The organism is Pseudomonas sp. MIL9 (assembly GCF_016887925.1).
GTDB lineage: Bacteria > Pseudomonadota > Gammaproteobacteria > Pseudomonadales > Pseudomonadaceae > Aquipseudomonas > Aquipseudomonas mohnii.
The window spans coordinates 1-19,800 of sequence record NZ_JAFEHE010000014.1; the positions used below are offsets into that span (position 1 = coordinate 1).

17 protein-coding genes and 1 other RNA gene are annotated in these 19,800 nt (G+C 60.4%); all 18 read right to left on the minus strand.

The window, feature by feature from the left end; genetic code table 11:
- Positions 1-129: 129 nt before the first annotated feature.
- A complete protein-coding gene (gene lpxC, locus JQF37_RS16295) occupies positions 130-1,041 on the minus strand; it encodes a UDP-3-O-acyl-N-acetylglucosamine deacetylase (RefSeq protein WP_034149517.1) in 912 nt (303 codons plus the stop codon).
- Positions 1,042-1,153: 112 nt separating this feature from the next.
- Positions 1,154-2,347 (minus strand): cell division protein FtsZ, encoded by a 1,194-nt coding sequence (ftsZ, locus tag JQF37_RS16300; RefSeq protein WP_130211251.1) that lies wholly within the window; start codon positions 2,345-2,347, stop codon positions 1,154-1,156.
- 77 nt (positions 2,348-2,424) lie between these two features.
- A complete protein-coding gene (gene ftsA / locus JQF37_RS16305) occupies positions 2,425-3,684 on the minus strand; it encodes a cell division protein FtsA (protein ID WP_047532946.1) in 1,260 nt (419 codons plus the stop codon).
- A 15-nt stretch (positions 3,685-3,699) separates the two neighbouring features.
- Positions 3,700-4,566, minus strand: a complete 867-nt coding sequence (locus JQF37_RS16310; protein ID WP_103406171.1) for a cell division protein FtsQ/DivIB — start codon at positions 4,564-4,566, stop codon at positions 3,700-3,702.
- Between the two features lie 4 nt (positions 4,567-4,570).
- Positions 4,571-5,554 carry a D-alanine--D-alanine ligase gene (locus tag JQF37_RS16315; RefSeq protein WP_130211252.1) on the minus strand — a complete coding sequence of 328 codons (984 nt, stop codon included), beginning with the start codon at positions 5,552-5,554 and terminating at the stop codon, positions 4,571-4,573.
- Entirely contained in the window at positions 5,551-7,011 is a 1,461-nt protein-coding gene (gene murC / locus JQF37_RS16320; RefSeq protein WP_130211253.1) for a UDP-N-acetylmuramate--L-alanine ligase, read from the minus strand. The genes JQF37_RS16315 and murC overlap by 4 nt, the downstream gene beginning before the upstream one ends.
- Positions 7,004-8,074, minus strand: coding sequence for an undecaprenyldiphospho-muramoylpentapeptide beta-N-acetylglucosaminyltransferase (gene murG, locus JQF37_RS16325; protein ID WP_130211254.1), 1,071 nt, complete (start codon positions 8,072-8,074; stop codon positions 7,004-7,006). The genes murC and murG overlap by 8 nt, the downstream gene beginning before the upstream one ends.
- The gene (gene ftsW, locus JQF37_RS16330; protein WP_189340507.1) at positions 8,064-9,275 is read right to left on the minus strand and encodes a putative lipid II flippase FtsW; all 1,212 of its coding nucleotides are present in this window, start codon (positions 9,273-9,275) and stop codon (positions 8,064-8,066) included. The genes murG and ftsW overlap by 11 nt, the downstream gene beginning before the upstream one ends.
- A gap of 2 nt (positions 9,276-9,277) precedes the next feature.
- Entirely contained in the window at positions 9,278-10,624 is a 1,347-nt protein-coding gene (murD, locus tag JQF37_RS16335; RefSeq protein ID WP_130211256.1) for a UDP-N-acetylmuramoyl-L-alanine--D-glutamate ligase, read from the minus strand.
- A gap of 5 nt (positions 10,625-10,629) precedes the next feature.
- A complete protein-coding gene (gene mraY / locus JQF37_RS16340; RefSeq protein ID WP_008016698.1) occupies positions 10,630-11,712 on the minus strand; it encodes a phospho-N-acetylmuramoyl-pentapeptide-transferase in 1,083 nt (360 codons plus the stop codon).
- Positions 11,712-13,079, minus strand: a complete 1,368-nt coding sequence (murF, locus tag JQF37_RS16345) for a UDP-N-acetylmuramoyl-tripeptide--D-alanyl-D-alanine ligase (protein WP_130211257.1) — start codon at positions 13,077-13,079, stop codon at positions 11,712-11,714. The genes mraY and murF overlap by 1 nt, the downstream gene beginning before the upstream one ends.
- Positions 13,072-14,535, minus strand: a complete 1,464-nt coding sequence (locus tag JQF37_RS16350) for a UDP-N-acetylmuramoyl-L-alanyl-D-glutamate--2,6-diaminopimelate ligase (RefSeq protein WP_130211258.1) — start codon at positions 14,533-14,535, stop codon at positions 13,072-13,074. The genes murF and JQF37_RS16350 overlap by 8 nt, the downstream gene beginning before the upstream one ends.
- A complete protein-coding gene (locus tag JQF37_RS16355; RefSeq protein WP_177329359.1) occupies positions 14,535-16,274 on the minus strand; it encodes a penicillin-binding protein 2 in 1,740 nt (579 codons plus the stop codon). Before JQF37_RS16355 ends, JQF37_RS16350 begins: the two co-directional genes overlap by 1 nt.
- Positions 16,274-16,567, minus strand: coding sequence for a cell division protein FtsL (gene ftsL, locus JQF37_RS16360; protein ID WP_047532978.1), 294 nt, complete (start codon positions 16,565-16,567; stop codon positions 16,274-16,276). Before ftsL ends, JQF37_RS16355 begins: the two co-directional genes overlap by 1 nt.
- Positions 16,564-17,505 (minus strand): 16S rRNA (cytosine(1402)-N(4))-methyltransferase RsmH, encoded by a 942-nt coding sequence (gene rsmH / locus JQF37_RS16365; RefSeq protein WP_130211265.1) that lies wholly within the window; start codon positions 17,503-17,505, stop codon positions 16,564-16,566. Before rsmH ends, ftsL begins: the two co-directional genes overlap by 4 nt.
- A 2-nt stretch (positions 17,506-17,507) precedes the next feature.
- Entirely contained in the window at positions 17,508-17,963 is a 456-nt protein-coding gene (gene mraZ, locus JQF37_RS16370; protein ID WP_047532982.1) for a division/cell wall cluster transcriptional repressor MraZ, read from the minus strand.
- Between the two features lie 447 nt (positions 17,964-18,410).
- Positions 18,411-18,764, minus strand: an RNA gene (rnpB, locus tag JQF37_RS16375) — RNase P RNA component class A.
- A gap of 75 nt (positions 18,765-18,839) precedes the next feature.
- Complete coding sequence (gene rsmI / locus JQF37_RS16380) at positions 18,840-19,712, minus strand: 16S rRNA (cytidine(1402)-2'-O)-methyltransferase (RefSeq protein WP_130211259.1); 873 nt, start codon at positions 19,710-19,712, stop codon at positions 18,840-18,842.
- Positions 19,713-19,800 lie beyond the last annotated feature (88 nt).

Genomic DNA, 19,800 nt, shown 5'->3' on the forward strand with positions numbered 1-19,800 from the left:
ATGTGTTTGCTCGCACGAACATCATCAATCAAATCGGCGTTCTTGTTTCTGTGTTTCCCGGGATTCCGTGAAGAACCATAAAAAAGGCCACCCAAAGGTGGCCTTCAAAAAACTAGAGAGGTTTTTTACTTACACGGCCGCAACAGGACGCATGTAAGAGATCGGTGCAGTGCTGGCGTCTTCGAAAGTCACGACTTCCCAAGCATCTGTCTGCTCAATCAACTTGCGCAGCAGCTGGTTGTTCAATGCATGTCCGGACTTGAAGCCCTTGAACTCACCAATCAGGCTATTGCCCAACAGGTAGAGGTCACCAATTGCATCGAGGATCTTGTGCTTCACGAATTCGTCTTCATAGCGAAGGCCGTCTTCGTTCAGTACTCCATCCGCGTCGACCACAATAGCGTTTTCAACGCTGCCGCCGAGTGCGAGGTTGTGCTTGCGCAGGTACTCGATGTCACTCATGAAACCAAAGGTACGGGCGCGGCTGACTTCTTTTACGAACGAAGTGCTGGAAAAATCCACGCTTGCACTTTGTGTGCGGTCACGGAAAACCGGGTGATCGAAATCGATCTCGAAGCTCACCTTGAAGCCTTCGAAAGGGACGAAAGTGGCGCGCTTGTCGCCGTCTTCCACTGTCACTTCCCGCAGGATACGGATGAACTTCTTGGCGGCGTCCTGTTCTTCCAGGCCAGCCGATTGAATCAGAAATACGAAGGGTCCAGCGCTACCATCCATGATCGGGACTTCGGACGCGGAGAGCTCGACGTAGGCGTTATCGATGCCCAGGCCAGCCATGGCCGAGAGCAAGTGCTCCACCGTATCCACTTTGGTGTCACCGTTGACCAAGGTGGTCGACATCGTGGTTTCACCAACGTTTTCCGCGCGGGCAGGGATCTGCACCGCAGGGTCCAGGTCGGCACGAACAAACACGATGCCGGTGTCGACAGGCGCAGGCTTGAGGGTCAGATAGACCTTCTCACCAGAGTGCAGACCTACACCTGTGGCACGGATAATATTTTTCAGTGTGCGTTGTTTAATCATGGCTTGGGCCGCTTCAGCGCAAATTGCGAACTGGTATCAACAAAGGCTGGCGATGATAGCAGACCACGCCTTTGCTGAACACCAATCACCTTCATAGCCCTGATACATTTCATCAATCGGCCTGACGACGCAGGAATGCCGGGATATCCAGGTAATCCAGATCATCTTGCGGATTCATCTTCGCGGCAGCCGCAGCACCGGCCTGAGCCTGGTTGCGCATGACGGTCGGACGGTCCAGGTCACGGTAGTTCACCGCTGGCGCTTCCTGACGAGCAGGGGCTTGCTGTTGTGGCTGCGAAGCCATCGAGGTGTGAACGGTATTGTCGATGACCTTCACAGGCTTCTCGATTTTTGCGCCCAGACCGGTGGCAACCACAGTCACGTGCAACTCGTCGCGCATGTCCGGATCGATAACGGTACCGACCTTGACCATTGCGTGCTCGGAAGCGAAGGCTTCGATGATGCTACCCACGTCGGAGTACTCACCCAGGGACAGGTCAGGACCGGCGGTGATGTTCACCAGGATGCCGCGTGCACCTTGCAGGTTCACGTCTTCGAGCAACGGGTTGCGAATGGCGGCTTCAGTCGCCTCACGCGCACGGTTCGGACCGCTGGCGCAGCCAGTGCCCATCATCGCCATGCCCATTTCGCTCATCACGGTACGTACGTCGGCGAAGTCGACGTTGATCATGCCCGGACGCTTGATGATGTCGGAGATACCGCGAACGGCACCGGCCAGTACATCGTCAGCCTTGGCGAAAGCCGACAGCAGGCTGGCGTCTTTACCGAGGATGGTCAGCAGCTTCTCGTTGGGAATGGTAATCAACGAGTCGACGCTTTCGGAAAGCAGACGGATGCCTTCGTCGGCGATCTGCATGCGCTTGCGACCTTCGAACGGGAACGGACGGGTCACCACCGCAACGGTGAGGATCCCCATTTCCTTGGCCACTTCAGCAATGATCGGCGCAGCACCGGTACCGGTACCACCGCCCATGCCAGTGGTGATGAACACCATGTTGGTGCCCTGCAGGACTTCGGCAATGCGCTCACGATCTTCGAGAGCGGCCTGACGACCTACTTCAGGGTTGGCGCCAGCGCCCAGACCCTTGGTCACGCCGGTACCCAGTTGAAGGATGGTCCGCGCGCCGATGCTTTTCAGCGCCTGGGCATCAGTGTTGGCGCAGATGAACTCAACGCCTTCAATGTTGCTCTTGACCATGTGATTCACGGCGTTGCCGCCGCCACCGCCAACACCGATAACTTTAATAACCGGGCTTGCGGGGATGTTGTCTACGAGTTCGAACATTTTCCCTCTCCTTTACGTTCTCTAGTTTTTCGCCTACTGCCTGTATCTACAACGGTGTAACGGTGCTGCGGTAAATCTTAGAAATTGCCCTGGACCCAGCTCTTGATGCGATCGAGCAACGCGCCTTTCGGTTCTTCGTTGCTGTAGCTGTCGCGGCTGCCGATGCCCGAGAACGAAATGCCGTCGGATTGCTTCTGCAGGCCGTACATCAACAGGCCAACGCCCGTGGAATAGATCGGGTTGCGGACCACGTCATCCAGGCCTTTCACGCCATGTGGCACGCCCAGGCGCACCGGCATGTGGAAGATTTCCTCGGCCAGTTCGGTGGCGCCTTCCATTTTCGACGTACCACCGGTCAGCACGATGCCGGCCGGGATCAGGTCTTCGTAGCCGCTACGGCGCAGCTCGGCCTGGATCAGCGTGAACAGTTCGTCGTAACGCGGCTCGACCACTTCGGCCAGGGCCTGACGGGACAGCTCGCGAGGTGGACGGTCGCCCACGCTTGGCACCTTGATGGTTTCACCGGCGCCAGCCAGTTTGGCCAGCGCGCAGGCGTAGCGGATCTTGATTTCTTCGGCGTACTGGGTCGGAGTGCGCAACGCCATGGCGATGTCGTTGGTCACCTGATCGCCCGCAATCGGGATCACGGCGGTGTGCCGGATCGCGCCTTCGGTAAAGATGGCGATGTCGGTGGTGCCGCCGCCGATGTCGACCAGGCACACGCCCAGCTCTTTCTCGTCGTCGGTCAGTACCGAATAGGCGGAAGCCAGTTGCTCGAGAATGATGTCGTCGATTTCCAGACCGCAGCGGCGCACGCACTTTTCAATGTTCTGTGCGGCGTTGACGGCGCAGGTGACCACATGAACCTTGGCTTCCAGGCGCACGCCGGACATGCCCAACGGCTCGCGGACGCCTTCCTGGTTATCGATCACGTAATCCTGCGGCAGGGTGTGCAGCACGCGCTGGTCAGCCGGGATCGCCACGGCCTGGGCAGCGTCGAGTACGCGCTCGAGGTCGGCGGAGCTGACTTCGCGATCACGAATCGCCACGATGCCGTGGGAGTTCAGGCTGCGGATGTGATTGCCCGCCACACCGACGAAGGCCGAGTGGATGCGGCAACCCGCCATCAGCTGTGCTTCTTCGATCGCGCGCTGGATCGACTGCACGGTGGACTCGATGTTCACCACCACGCCTTTCTTCAGGCCACGGGACGGATGGGTACCGATCCCGACGATTTCCAGCGTGCCGTCGTCCGCAACCTCGCCTACCAGCGCCACCACCTTGGAGGTGCCGATATCGAGACCGACGATCATTTTGCCGCTTTGCACGTTTGCCATGGGTCCTGCCTCTTCTTAATTCTTCGCGACAGCGGGTTGGGCTGTCGTGGGCGCTACAGGTTCCCGCCAGCCAACAGCGAGGCCGTTGGCATAGCGCAGATCGATGCGCGCAATGTTCGTAATCTGTTCTTTGAGCGTCTTGTCATAGATGGCAATGAAGCGGCGCATCTTTTCCACCAGGTTGCCGCGTCCCAGCAACAGTTCGATACCGGGGCCCGAACTGCCGGGGCCGGTGGTCAGGAACCAGCTGCCACGCTCACGCAGCTCCAGGCGTGCAATCGAAAAGCCCAGCGGCCTGAGCATCTGGCTCAACACCTGGTATTGCTGCATCACTTGCTGTTGCGCCCGTTGTGGACCAAACAGCTGAGGCAAGTGTTCGTAGTTCGCCAACTCGCGCGGAGTGAACGCCTGACCCTGGTTGTTCAACAGCGACTCGTCGCCCCAACGGGCCACCGGCAGTTGCTCTTCCAGGCGGATCACCACTTGATCCGGCCACACCCGACGCACTTCGGCGTGGGCAATCCATGGCATTTGCTCCAGCTCGGTGCGCATGCTCGCCAGGTCGATGGTGAAGAAGCTCGATGCCACGTACGGGGCGATCCGCTGCTGCACGGCTTGCTGGCTGATGTAACTCAAGTCGCCCTGCACATTGATCTTGGTGATCGGCCGGTCGGCGTATGGCAACAAACGCTGCGCGCCTTCGTAAGTGCCGAAACCCAATGCAACCAGCAGCACCGGCCAGAACAAGGCTTTGAGAAAACCAAAATTGGCTTTCGGCAGGCGCACGGACATCGGCTCTTTGGCCACCATTCGGCTGGCACCCCGAGGCACCGGCTTGCGGCCGGGAGCGGGTGGCTGATGTCTGAGCTGTGCGCCTTGCATGGTCTTAACCTCGCGTCGACTCTTGGTTGCCAGCCGTGTTGCCGGCAACGCTCGCAGCCAGGATGGCCAGAACCAATTGCTGGAAATCCAGACCGGCGGCACGGGCCGCCATCGGAACCAGGCTGTGATCGGTCATGCCCGGTGCAGTGTTGACCTCCAGGAACCAGAACTGCCCTTCGGCGTCCTGCATCACGTCCGCCCTGCCCCAACCGGCGATACCCAGCGCCTCACAGGCTTTCGCCGTGAGGTCCATGAGTTCCTTTTCCTTGGCGCTGTCCAGCCCGCACGGAATGCGGTACTGGGTATCGTTGGCGATGTACTTGGCGTCGTAGTCGTAGAAACTGTGCGTCGTGCCCAGGGCAATCGGTGGCAACACCTGGTCACGCAGGGTGGCGATGGTGAACTCGGGACCTTGAATCCATTGCTCGACCAACACTTGCGAATCGTAGGTACTGGCCGCTTTCCAGGCGTCGATCAACTCGGACGTGGAACTCACTTTGGCCATCCCGATACTTGAACCTTCATGGGCCGGTTTGACGATCAAAGGGAAGCCCAGTTCCGTCGCCGCCGAAATACAATCGGCCTCGCTGCTCAGTACCGCGTGACGTGGCGTCGGAATGCCCAGGCTGTGCCAGACCTGCTTGGTGCGCAGCTTGTCCATGGCCAGTGCCGAGGCCAGGATGCCACTGCCGGTGTACGGAATGCCCAGGCATTCGAGCAGGCCCTGCATGCTGCCGTCCTCACCGCCACGACCGTGGAGGATGATGAAGGCGCGGTCGATTTTTTCGTTCAACAGGCGCTGCAGAAGGTCATCGCCCACGTCGAGGCCGAACGCGTCCACACCCGCGCTTTGCAGCGCATCGAGAACGGCGTTGCCGGACTTCAGGGACACTTCGCGCTCGGCACTCTTGCCACCGAACAGCACGGCGACCCGGCCGAAATCTTTCGGCGCGACGGTGGAGACGAGGTTGGCGTAGGCAGCAGTCATTTCAACTTCCCCTCGGCTGACGCCGCAACGGCACCAGCGAACAACTCACTCTTCAACAGTTTGGGTGCGAGACCACCGATGTCACCGGCCCCCTGGCACAGCAGGATGTCGCCGGCGCGCAGCAGCGGCTTGACGATTGGCGCGAGGTCCACGCCGCGATCGATGTAGATCGGGTCGAGCTGGCCGCGCTGGCGGATGCTGTTGCACAACTTGCGGCTGTCGGCACCCGGGATCGGCTCTTCGCCAGCCGGATAGACTTCCATCAGCAGCAGCACGTTGGCGTCGGCCAGTACATTGACGAAATCGTCGTACAAGTCGCGGGTACGGCTGTAGCGGTGCGGCTGGTAGACCATCACCAGGCGACGCTCCGGCCAGCCACCGCGTACCGCCTTGATGACCGCCGCGACTTCGGTCGGGTGGTGGCCGTAGTCGTCCACCAGCATCACGTTGCCGCCCTCTACCGGCAGCTCGCCGTAGACCTGGAAGCGCCGGCCAACGCCCTGGAACCCGGACAGGCCCTGGACGATGGCTTCATCGCTGACACCTTCGTCAGTGGCGATGCAGATGGTGGCCAGTGCGTTCAGCACGTTGTGGTTGCCCGGCATGTTGACCGAGACATCCAGCGGCTCGCGATCGGGACGCAGCACCGTGAAGAAGGTCTGCATGCCTTGCTGGCGAACATTGATCGCGCGTACGTCGCAGTCATCGCCAAAGCCGTAGGTGACGGTAGGACGTTTGACCAACGGCAGGATTTCACGCACCACCGGATCGTCCAGGCACACCACCGCCAAACCGTAGAACGGCAGGTTGTGGAGAAACTCGACGAAGGTTTTCTTCAGTTTGTTGAAGTCACCGTCGTAGGTCGCCATGTGGTCGGCGTCGATGTTGGTGACCACGGCCACCAGCGGCTGCAAGTGCAGGAAGCTCGCGTCGCTCTCGTCGGCCTCGGCGATCAGGTAACGGCTGGTGCCGAGCTGGGCATTGGTGCCCGCGGCATTCAGACGACCGCCGATCACGAACGTCGGGTCCAGGCCACCGGCCGCGAACACCGAAGCGATCAGGCTGGTGGTGGTGGTTTTGCCGTGAGTACCGGCGACGGCGATGCCGTGGCGATAGCGCATCAGTTCAGCCAGCATTTCTGCACGGGGCACCACTGGAATGCGGCGCTCCAGCGCGGTGGCGACTTCCGGGTTGGACGTGTTCACGGCACTCGATACCACCAGCACATCGGCGGTGGCCGCGTTTTCGGCGCGATGGCCGATGAAAATATGCGCGCCGAACGATTCCAGACGCTCGGTGACTGGCGACGCCTTCAGGTCGGAACCGGACACTTCATAGCCCAGGTTCAACAACACCTCGGCGATCCCGCACATGCCCACGCCGCCGATTCCGACGAAGTGGATGCGACGGATGCGGCGCATTTCCGGTTGTGGCATGGCTTTCTGATTCTCAACCATGGGCCACCTCCAGGCAGGTATCGACCACGTTACGGGTGGCATCGGGTTTGGCCAGGCGGCGGGCCGCGGTAGCCATATCGTTGAGTCGTTGTGGTTGCATCAGGACCTCTGTCAGGCGCGCGGCAAGATCCGCTGCGCCGGTCGTTCTTTGCGGCATCAGGAAGGCAGCGCCTTCACGGGCCAAATAATCGGCGTTGCGGGTCTGGTGATCGTCGATCGCGTGGGGCAAAGGCACCAGCATCGAGGGCAGACCGGCGGCGGCCAGTTCACTGATGGTCAGCGCACCTGCGCGGCACACCACCAGGTCGGCCCAGCCATAGGCTTGGGCCATGTCTTTGATAAAGGGCTGCACTTGCGCCTCGACGCCAGCCGCGCGATAGCGCTCTGCAGTCACTTCATCGTGGTTTTTGCCGGCCTGATGGAACACTTCCGGACGCAAGTCGACGGCGACTTGCGACAGGGCTTCAGGCAGCAACTTGTTCAACGGTTCTGCGCCCAGGCTTCCGCCCAGGATCAGCAAACGCGCCTTGCGACCGGCCAGGGCTGGTCGCAATGTTTCGAGGAACAGCTCGGGGCGCACCGGGTTACCGGTGGTCCGACGGCTGCCCGACAGGGTAAAGGTGTCGGGGAAGGCTTCACAGACCCGGGCGGCCAACGGCACCAGCAACCGATTGGCGGTACCTGCCACGGCGTTCTGCTCATGAACGATCACCGGAACACCGGCCAGTTTGGCGGCAACGCCACCGGGACCGGTCACAAAACCGCCAAAACCGACGACACAGACCGGCCGCAACCGGCGAATGATCGCTCGTGCCTGCCAGACCGACTTGAGCAACATGAACGGCGCCTTGAGCAGCGACAACTTGCCCTTGCCGCGCAGGCCGCTGGCATTGATCCGATGCAGCTCGATGCCGGCCGCCGGGACCAGATCGTTTTCAATGCCTCGCGGCGTACCGAGCCAGTGCACGGTGTAACCGCGGGACTGGAACTCACGCGCACAGGCCAGCGCCGGGAACACGTGACCACCGGTGCCGCCGGCCATGATCAAGACGTTAGCGCCCATGGTTCGGCTCCTCGGCGAAGTCGCTCTCATGGAACTCCATCTCCTCGCTGCCCAGGTGGGTTCGACTCTCCCACTCGATGCGCAGCAACAAGCCGAGACAGGCACAGCAGATCACCAACGAACTGCCGCCATAACTGAGGAACGGCAGCGTCAGGCCTTTGGTCGGCAGCAGACCGACGTTCACACCGATGTTGATCAGGAACTGACCGATCCACAGGAACGACAAACCGTAGGCGACATAGGCCGCGAAGAACTGCTTGGCCTTCTCGGCCCACAAGCCGATGTACATGCCGCGAATACAGACGAACACGAACAGCGCCACCGTGCACAACGAACCCACGGCACCCAGCTCTTCGGCCAGGACCGAGAACACGAAGTCGGTGTGGGCCTCCGGCAGGTAGAACTGTTTCTGCACGCTGTTGCCCAGGCCAACACCCAGCCATTCGCCGCGACCGAAGGCGATCAATGCCTGGGATAACTGATAACCGGCACCGAACTGGTCGGCCCACGGGTCGGCAAAGTTGGTCAGTCGCGCCATTCGGTATGGCTGCATCTGGATCAGCAACACCACCGCGCCGACGGCCAGCACGACCATCAGGGAGAAACGGAACAGTCCCACTCCGCCGAGGAACAGCATCGCCGCAGCAGCCCCCATCATCACGACGGTGGCACCAAAGTCGGGCTCCATCAGCAACAGGCCGGCCATCGGCAACAGAACGATGAATGGCTTGAAGAAGCCCATCCAGCTTTCACGCACTTCTTTCTGGCGACGCACCAGATAACCGGCGAGGTAGATCACCACGAACACCTTGGCGATCTCGGAAGGCTGAACGTTGAAGAAGCTGAAGCCGATCCAGCGCATCGAACCGTTCACTTCACGGCCGATGCCCGGGATGATCACCATCACCAGCAAACCGAACGCGCCGATCAGCATGAGCCAACCCAGGCGTTGCCAGGTCGCGATCGGGATCATCATGGTGACGATGCAGGCGCCAAGGCCGAGTACGACGTAGATAAGGTGGCGAATCATGTAATACAGGGCGCTGCCCGACTGCACCGCCGCCACTTCGGTCGATGCCGAGGCAATCATGATCAACCCGAGACCGAGCAAGGCCAGGCAACCGGCGAGCATCGGAAAATCAAGATCAATGCCGCGCCCGGTGATCAGCGGGGATGGGTACGGCTTGATGATGTTTCTCAGGCTCATGCCAGTTCCTCCACAGCGCGGACGAACTGGTGACCACGGTCTTCGTAGTTCTTGAACATGTCGAAACTGGCGCAGGCAGGAGACAGCAACACCGCATCGCCCGGTTCGGCGACAGCACGGCATTGCTCGACCGCTTCGATCAGCGAACCGACACGAATCAACGGCACGGCATCGCCGATGGCCTCACCGATCTTGTCGGAATCGCGACCCATCAGGATCACGGCGCGGCAGTTGGACGCCACGGGATCACGCAGGTCCTTGAACTCGGCACCCTTGCCATCGCCACCGGCGATCAGCACGAGTTTGCCGTCGATGTCCGCGCCCAGACCTTCAATGGCGGCCAGTGCAGCGCCGACGTTGGTGGCTTTGGAATCGTTGTAATAACTCACGCCATCGAGATCGCGGACCCATTGGCAACGGTGCTCAAGGCCGGCGAAAGTACGCAGGCTCGACAGCATGGCATCGAAGGGCAGACCGACGGCGTGCCCCAGCGCCAAGGCCGCCAGGGCGTTGGACTGGTTGTGGGCGCCCCGAATCTTCAACTCGCGCACCGGCATCAGGTTCTGGAATTCGAAGGCCAGGTACTTCTCGCCGTTTTCCTCGCGGATACCAAAGCCCTTGAAATCGGGCTTGCTCAAACCGAAAGTCCAGCACGGCTGCCCCTCGCCCATCAGGGGACGGCTCAAGGCATCCTGACGGTTGACCACGAACTGTCTGGCACCACGGAAAATCCGGTGCTTGGCCAGGTGATAAGCCGGCAGACCGCTGTAGCGGTCCATATGGTCTTCGCTGATGTTGAGTACGGTCGCCACTTCAGCATTGAGTTGATCAGTGGTTTCGAGCTGGAAGCTCGACAGTTCCATCACGTACAGCTCGATGTCATCGCTGAGCAGGTCCAGCGCCGGTGTGCCGAGGTTGCCGCCGACGGCGACACGCTTGCCGGCTGCTGCAGCCATCTCGCCGACCAGGGTGGTCACGGTGCTTTTCGCGTTGGAACCGCTGATGGCTACGATCGGCGCCTTCGCGTTACGCGCGAACAGCTCGATGTCGCCGGACAGTTTTACGCCACGGGCGGCGGCGGCCTGCAGGGCCGGGGTCGCCAGCGCCAGGCCGGGACTCACGTAGAGCTCGTCGGCACGGCACAGGAATTCCACGTCCAGCTCGCCACAACGCACTTCCACGTGCGGATAGTCACGCTTGAGCGTGGCCAGTTCCGGTGGATTTTCCCGCGTATCGGCCACGGCAAAGGCGACGCCCTGGTTCGCCAGGAAGCGAACCAGGGACATGCCGCTCTTGCCGAGGCCGACAACGATGCGGAAGTGGTCAGAAGCGATCAGAGACACTCGTTCTACCTCAGCTTCAGGGTGGCAAGGCCGATCAGCACGAGAATCACGGTGATGATCCAGAAACGGACGATCACGCGCGGCTCGGGCCAGCCCTTGAGTTCAAAGTGGTGGTGAATCGGCGCCATGCGGAATACACGGCGACCGGTCAGTTTAAAAGAGGCAACCTGAATGACGACTGACAGGGTCTCCATCACGAACACGCCGCCCATGATGAACAGGACGATCTCCTGACGGACGATCACGGCGATGGTGCCCAGGGCCGCGCCCAGCGCCAGCGCACCGACGTCGCCCATGAAGACCTGGGCCGGATAGGTGTTGAACCAGAGGAAACCCAGGCCGGCACCGATCAGCGCGCCGCAAAAGACGATCAGCTCACCCGCCCCCGGTACGTAGGGAATCAGCAGGTATTCGGCGAACTTCACGTTACCCGACAGGTAGCAGAAGATCCCCAGGCCGCCGCCGACCATCACGGTCGGCATGATCGCCAGGCCGTCGAGACCATCGGTCAGGTTGACCGCGTTGCTCGATCCGACGATCACGAAGTAGGTCAGGACGATGAAGCCTGCGCCCAGCGGAATGCTGTAGTCCTTGAGCATCGGCAGGATCAGGGTGGTTTCCACCGGAGTGGCGGCAGTCATGTAAAGGAAGATCGCCGCGCCGAGGCCGAATACCGATTGCCAGAAATACTTCCAGCGGCTTGGCAAGCCGCGGGAGTTCTTCTCGATCACTTTGCGGTAGTCGTCGACCCAGCCGATGGCGCCGAACAGCAACGTCACCAGCAACACAACCCAGACATAACGGTTGGTCAGGTCAGCCCACAGCAGCGTGCTGACACCGATGGACGAAAGAATCAGTGCACCACCCATGGTCGGCGTGCCCGATTTGGACAGGTGCGATTGCGGACCATCGTTGCGAACGGATTGACCGATCTGACGGTTCTGCAGGGTGCGGATCATCCACGGGCCATAGCACAGCGACAAAACCAGCGCGGTCAGCACACCGAGGATCCCGCGCAGGGTCAAGTACTGGAAGACCGCGAAGCCTTTGTAGAACTGTTGCAGATACTCCGCTAGCAGCAGCAGCATTAATGTTTCTCCAGACGGGTCCCGCACAAGGCGGCAACGATGTTTTCCATCGCGGCGCTGCGCGAGCCCTTGATCAAAATAGTGGTGTTTGTGTCTTGCTCGGCGTCCAGGGCCTTGATCAATTCAGCCTGAGTACTGAAGTGAAAGGCTTGAGGACCGAAGGCGTTGACGGCGTGGACCATCATCGGCCCGACGGCGTACAGCGCAGAAACCTTGCCACGGGCGTATTCGCCCACGTCGCGGTGCCCCTGCTCCGCCCAATCGCCCAACTCGCCGATATCTCCGAGCACCAGAACGGTGCGACCGGAAAAGCCGGCGAGTATATCAACCGCCGCGCACATGGAGGTGGGGTTCGCGTTGTAAGTGTCATCGATCACGCGCATGCCGTTGCTGGCCAGTTGCGCGACGGTCCGGCCCTTGACCGGTTGTACCGCGCCGAGGCCTGTCGCAATGCCGAACAGCGATACACCCAAGGCATGGGCGGCGGCCGCGGCGGCCATGGCGTTGGCGACGTTATGGGTGCCGAGCAGGTTCAGTTGAACGTGCTCCACGCCTTCGGGGCTGTGCAGATTGAATGCCGGGCAGCCGCGAGCATCACGGCCAAGGTCGCTCGCATGGAAGTCCGCGTTAACGTTACTCAGGGCAAACGTCAGCACTTTACGACCAGCGGCGCGAGCCTTCCAGATGTCGAAAGCCTTGTCATCCAGATTCAGAACGGCGACGCCATCGGCATCGAGCCCTTCAATAATCTCGCCCTTGGCCTCGACGATTTTTTCCGGCCCGCCGAACTCGCCGACGTGGGCGGTCCCGGCATTGTTGAGAATGGCCACGTGCGGCTTGGTCATGCCGACGGTGTAGGCAATTTCGCCAAGACGCGAAGCACCGAGTTCGATCACGGCAGCCGTGTGCTCCGGCGCCAGTTCCAGCAGGGTCAACGGTACGCCGAGGTCGTTGTTCAAGTTGCCGCGGGTTGCCAGCACCGGACCACGGGTACGCAGGATGCTCGCGAGCATTTCCTTGACCGTGGTCTTGCCGCTGGAACCGGTGACGGCGGCGACTGGATGGGTGTAGGCCGCACGGTTGAGCGCGCCCAGTTGACCCAACGCCTGGCGGGTATCGCTGACCACCAGTTGCGGCAGCGTGCTGTGGGCAATTTCGCGCTCGACCAATGCTGCCACCGCGCCTTTTGCCGCGACATCATTCAGATAGTCATGACCATCGAAACGCGGGCCTGTCAGCGCAATAAACAGTTGCCCCGGCTTGATCGCGCGACTGTCGATGCTGACGCCGTCGAAGCTGACATCGGCACCGACCAGGCGCGCATTCAACGCGCCAGTCAGTTCGCTGAGTTTCAAGGCCTTAAGCATGGGCCACCTCCCACGCGGTCAAGGCATGATCAGCCTCGACCAGATCAGAGAAGGCGTGACGCTCGCCATTGATTTCCTGATAGTCCTCGTGACCTTTACCGGCCAGGACGATCACGTCATCCGCCGAGGCACTGGCAATCAGCTGGGCAATGGCCTGGCCACGACCGGAAACGAAGTTCACGTTATCCACAGCCGTGAAACCGGCGCGGATGTCATCGAAGATCACCGAAGGGTCTTCCGTGCGCGGGTTGTCATCGGTCACCAGCACGCCATCGGCCAGACGCTCGACCACTTCAGCCATCAGCGGACGCTTGCCGCGATCGCGGTCGCCGCCACAGCCGAACAGGCAAAGCAGCCGCCCTTTGACATGCGGACGCAGGGCTGTCAGGACTTTTTCCAGCGCATCCGGGGTGTGGGCATAATCGACCACGACCAACGGCTGAGTCCCGCCACCCAGGCGCTGCATGCGACCGGCCGGACCTTCGAGCTTCGGCAGAACCTTGAGAATTTCGTCCAGCGCGTAATCCAGGCCGAGCAAGGCGCCAACCGCCGCCAGCACGTTGCTCAGGTTGAAACGGCCAAGCAGCGCGCTGCGCAGATGGTGCTCGCCTTGTGGGGTAACCAGAGTGGCGCGCACACCTTCGTCGTCGAATTGCGCTTCGCGGCAATACAGATAGGCACTGGAGTCTTCGAGACTGTAGGTAATCAACCGCGACTCACGTTTTTCGGCGGCCAGTTGCCGGCCGAAGTCGTCATCAAGGTTAACGACCCGGCACTTCAAGTCGTTCCAGGCAAACAGCTTGGCCTTGGCGTCGCCGTAGGCCTGCATGGTGCCGTGGTAATCAAGGTGATCCCGGGACAGATTGGTCATCACGGCCACATCGAACGCCAATGCAGTCACACGGCCCTGATCCAGACCATGGGAAGAGACTTCCATCGCCACGGCCTTGGCCCCGGCCTTTTTAAGGTCCGCCAGGGTGGCTTGCACGGCAATTGGATTCGGCGTGGTATGCAGGCCGCTTTGCAGCGCGCCGTAGAAACCGGTACCCAGGGTGCCAACGATGCCGCAGTGCTGGCCGAGCAGGTCCAGCGCCTGGGCAACCAGCTGAGTCACACTGGTTTTGCCGTTGGTACCGGTCACGCCGATCAAGTTCAGATGATGACTCGGCTCACCGTAAAAACGCCCGGCGATATCCGAAAGTTGTGCCGCCAGGCCTTTGACCGGAATCAATGGCACTTCGGTGATCGGCAGCACGGTGGCGCCTTCCACTTCATAAGCCACCGCGGCAGCGCCGCGCGCCAGAGCGTCGGCGATGTGTGCACGACCGTCGAATTTTCCGCCCGGTACCGCGAGGAACAGGTCACCTGCGCGGACGTTACGACTGTCCAGCGCCAACTCACGGATCAACAGATCGTGGCCGGCGTGGGGGAAAATCTTGTTCAGACTTAATGACATCAGCCGCGCCCTCCATTGGCTTTCAGTGGAACAACCGGCGTTGCGTTGGCTTGTTGAGTCGGCGGCAGGTTGTCCGGAGTGACGTTCATCAGGCGCAGGGTGCCGGACATCACGCGACTGAACACCGGCGCCGATACCAGACCACCGAAGTAACCGGCCTTGGTCGGCTCATCGATAACGACCACGATGGCGTAACGCGGATCGCTCATCGGGCCGAAGCCGGCGAACAGCGAACGGTAGGAGTTCTCGGCATAGCCTTTGGTGCCCACCGATGTTTTACGCGCAGTACCCGACTTGCCGCCCACGTGATATGCCGGCACCTGAGCCCGGAACACACCGCGCGGGGCTTCGATCACTTGCTGCAGCATGCCTTGCATCGTCTTCGCGACCGCTTCCGGCAACACCTGGGTAGTTTGCGGAGCCTTGTCGGTTTTGATCAGGGTCAGTGGCGCGAGACGGCCATTGTTGGCCAGTGCCGAAAACGCGTGAACCAACTGGATCGCCGTCACCGAAATACCGTAGCCGTAGGACAGCGTGGCGGTTTCGGCCTTGCGCCATTCGCGGTAGTTCGGCAGGTTGCCGACACGTTCGCCGGGGAAACCCAGGCCGGTGTCCTGACCGAGACCGACTTTCTGCGCCAGCCGGAAAATCGTCTCGCCGCCGATATCGAACGCGACCTTACTCATGCCGACGTTACTGGAGTTGATCAGAATACCGGTCAGGTCGAGTACCGGACCTTCGGTCTTGGATACGTCCTTGATGGTGTACTTACCAATCTGCAAGGAGCCCGGGTACACCTCGACGGTATCGCTCGGCTTCCAGCGCCCGGTTTCGATGGCGGCGCTCATGGAGATCGCCTTCATGGTCGAACCCGGTTCGAACACGTCGATCATCGCGCGGTTGCGCATCATCGCCGGTTGCAGGTTGCGGCGGTTGTTCGGGTTGTAGGTCGGCTGGTTGACCATGGCGAGGATCTCGCCGGTCTTCACGTCCATGATCACCAGGCTACCGGCCTTCGCACCGTTCTCGATGATCGCGTTGCGCAGTTCGCGGTTGGCCAGATATTGCAGGCGCAAGTCAATGGACAACGCCAAGGGCTTTCCGGCCTTGGCGTTTTTGGTGACCTGAACATCCTTGATCAACCTGCCGCGCCGGTCCTTGATGACCTGGCGCTTGCCGGGCACTCCGGCCAGCCATTCGTCATAAGCGAGCTCGACACCTTCACGACCGTGGTCATCGATATCGGTAAAACCAACCATATGGGCGGTCACTTCACCGGCCGGGTAAAAACGCCGGAACTCTTCAATGCCGTAGACACCCGGTACTTTCAGATCGAGCACCGCCTGACCTTGCTCAGGCGTCAGCCCGCGCACCAGGTAAATGAATTCTTTATTGGCTTGAGCCTCAAGGCGCTCGGCCAGGGCTTTCGGGTCTTGCCCCAGCGCAGCGGCCAGCGCGGGCCACTTCTCTTTGGCCAGCTGCATTTCCTTGGCGTTGGCCCACAGGGTGGTCACCGGCGTACTGACAGCCAACGGCTCGCCGTTGCGGTCGGTGATCAGGCCGCGGTGCGCCGGAATCGGAATATGACGAACGCTGCGAGCGTCCCCCTGACCTTTGAGGAAGTCACGGTCGACAACTTGCAGATCGATGATGCGCCAGCAAATCGCGATCACCATGACGCCGAGCAAACCCAGCACCACACGGAATCGCCACGGAAAGAGTGCGCCTTCGAGTTTCATCATGGCGCCACCATCTGCACTTCGGCGGCACCGGGAATGTGCATTTTCAGTTGTTCGGTGGCCAACACTTCGATTCGGCTGTGGGCAGTCCAGGTGCTTTGCTCAAGAATCAACCGCCCCCACTCGGCCTGCGCTTTGTCGCGCACGCTCAACTCGTTGTACAGCGAGTTCAGCAACTGACGATTCCAGTGCGCGCTATAGGACACGCCGATCGCCGACACGAGCACGCCGATAAACAGCAGCAGCATGAAAAAGCTTCCGCCGGGCAGTGGCTTGGCGAAAAGCTTGCTCACCGCAGCTTCTCCGCCACACGCATGACAGCGCTACGGGAACGTGGGTTGGCCTTGAGCTCGGCATCGGAGGCCGTCTGCGCTTTGCCATGGATTTTGATTTTCGGTTCGAAAGCGACATGCCGAACCGGCAGGTTGCGCGGCAGGTTATCGGCTTCGCCTTTCACCAGTTTGCGCATGAACAGTTTGACGATGCGATCTTCCAGCGAGTGGAAGCTGATCACTACCAGACGACCGCCCACTTCCAGGCAGTCCAGAGCGGCTTCGAGGCCGGCTTCCAGATCACCCAATTCGTTATTGACGTGAATACGCAAACCCTGAAAGGCGCGGGTTGCCGGGTTCTTGCCCTTTTCCCACGCCGGGTTGGCGACTTTGAGGACTTCGGCCAGGTCAGCCGTACGCTCGAAAGGTTTGATATCACGACGCTCGGCCACGGCACGGGCCATGCGACCGGAGAAACGCTCTTCGCCATATTCCTTGAACACGCGGGCAATTTCTTCCACCGGCGCGGTATTGACGAATTCGGCGGCGCTGATCCCGCGGGACGGGTCCATGCGCATGTCCAGCGGACCGTCGTTGAGGAAACTGAAGCCACGCTCAGGGTCGTCAAGCTGTGGCGAAGACACGCCCAGGTCGAGCAAAACGCCGCTGACCTTGCCGTGCAAACCGCGATCCGCGACTTCCGAACCGAGCTCGGCAAAGCTGCGCTGCACAACGACAAAGCGGCCGTCTTCGGCCGCTAGCGTCTGCCCGGTGGCAATCGCCTGTGGATCCTTATCGAATCCAAGCAACCGACCATCGGGACCGAGCTGACTGAGGATCAACCGGCTGTGCCCGCCGCGCCCGAACGTACCGTCCAGATAGCAGCCATCAGGACGTACGGCGAGAGCCTCTACGGCTTCGTCAAGCAGTACGGTGATGTGGTTAAAGCCGCTATCTATAGTCACAGGATCAAATCACGCAGTTCGTCAGGCATCGCGCCCGGTTCTTGAATAGCAGCCAGATCAGCGGCAGAAACCGCATCCCAGGCATCCTCATCCCACAATTGGAACTTGTTCAACTGGCCTACCAACATCGCGCGTTTATCCAACTTGGCATATTCACGAAGACGCGGCGGAACCAGAAATCGACCACTGCCATCGAGCTCGAGGTCGACGGCATTACCAATCAGTAAACGTTGCAGGCGGCGGTTCTCTTCGCGTAGCGAAGGCAGTGCGCGCAGTTTGGTTTCAATAATTTCCCACTCGTCGAGGGGGTAAACACACAAGCACGGATCAACGGCATCAATTGTGACGATTAACTGACCGGAACTACGCGAAACAAGCTCGTCACGGTACCGGCTCGGCATGGCGAGACGGCCCTTTGCATCGAGACTGATAGCGTTGGCTCCGCGAAACACGTCAGCGTTTCTCCAAATATTAGCGTTTTGCGCTCAAAAAACCCACTTCATGCCACTTTCCGCCACTTGCGCACACTATAGGAATGCGCCCACCACACCGTCAAGGCGCGGAGTAAAGGAAAACCCTTACGAAACTGAGATTTAGGAGCATAAAAGGAGGGGTAACGAGAATTTGGCAGATGAAACTGCCCGATAACTTGAATCAGCACAGAAGGCTGCATTCGGAAGTTAAAGTAATTTATTAAGAGTAAGATTTTTTCGGTATTACGAAAGTGCTTCTGCTGACGATTCTGAGAGGAGGGAAAATCGGTGCTGCATCGAGTTTAGGCGCTCATCACCAGGGCAGGCAAATTGATATCACGCAACCCCTTCTACTGACAACGCTGCATGACGACAATTTCACCACCCACACCCTGCTCATTGATTTAAGCAGGAGGGTAGAAAAAGGTGGAGAGTCGATCTGTAAGCCGGGTTCTGTCTTGAACAGTCATTCGTCTACGATGGCCATCACTGGACATCTTTAGCAACCTACCCGGTCCCAGCGCGGGCCACGCCTTGGGACCCTATTTGGTCTTGCTCCAAGTGGGGTTTACCTAGCCACGAACTGTTGCCAGACGTGCGGTGCGCTCTTACCGCACCTTTTCACCCTTACCGGCGCCGAAGCGCTTAGGCGGTTATTTTCTGTGGCACTTTCCGTAGGCTCACGCCTCCCAGGCATTACCTGGCACTTCGCCCTATGGAGCCCGGACTTTCCTCCCCCCCCTAATTTTCATAGAGGGCAGCGACTGTCCGATCGACTCTCCGGCGCGAAGGTTAACGGCAGAGCGCCCGAAGAACAAGCGCTAAACGCCTTTTACCGCGCCTGCGCGTCGGGTTTTACTCGCCCTTCTGTTTTTCCAGCGCGACCTGGTACAAAACATTTTTACGCTCGCCGGTAATTTGCGCAGCCAATGCGGCAGCACGCTTGAGCGGCATTTCTTCGAGCAACAGGTTGAGCACGCGCATCGCCTCGCTGCTGACAGCGTCCTCACTCTCGGGAGCCGTCCACCCCGCCACCAACACTACGCATTCGCCGCGCTGCTGATTGCTGTCCGACTCAACGAACTCACGCAGCTCGGCCAATGGCAGGCCTTTGAGTGTTTCAAAGGTCTTGGTCAGTTCACGCGCCAATAACGCCGGGCGCTCGCCACCGAATACCAGCTCCATGTCCTGCAGGCATTCGAGGATACGGTGTGGCGCCTCGTAGAAAATCAGCGTGCGCGGTTCCTCCTTGACGAGCTCGAGGCGTGCGCGCCGCCCCACGGCCTTGGCCGGCAGAAACCCCTCGAAAATGAAGCGATCCGATGGCAACCCGGCCGCCGACAGCGCTGCGATCAATGCACAGGCGCCCGGCACTGGCACTACGTTAATGCCTGCCGCACGAGCCTGACGCACCAGGTGATAGCCAGGATCGGAAATCAGCGGCGTCCCCGCATCGGAAATCAGCGCCACATCGTCACCGGCCAGCAGCCGGGTAATAAAGCGGCTACCTTCATCCCGCTCGTTGTGCTCATGACAGGCAGCCAGCGGCGTCGCGATGCCGAAGTGTTGCATCAGCCGCTGGGAATGCCGGGTGTCTTCAGCGGCGATCAGGGCGACCTCGCGCAGGATCTTCAGCGCACGCGCACTGATGTCGTCCAGGTTGCCGATGGGCGTCGCCACCACATAAAGCGAGCCCGCAGCGGAATTCAAAGCACCTGGAGCAGTCAAAGCGCACACCTCATGATCGATAAAGTCGCCATTGTAACGCGTCGCGACGCCCGCGATACGCGCAAGGAACACTCACCTTTGCGGCCTC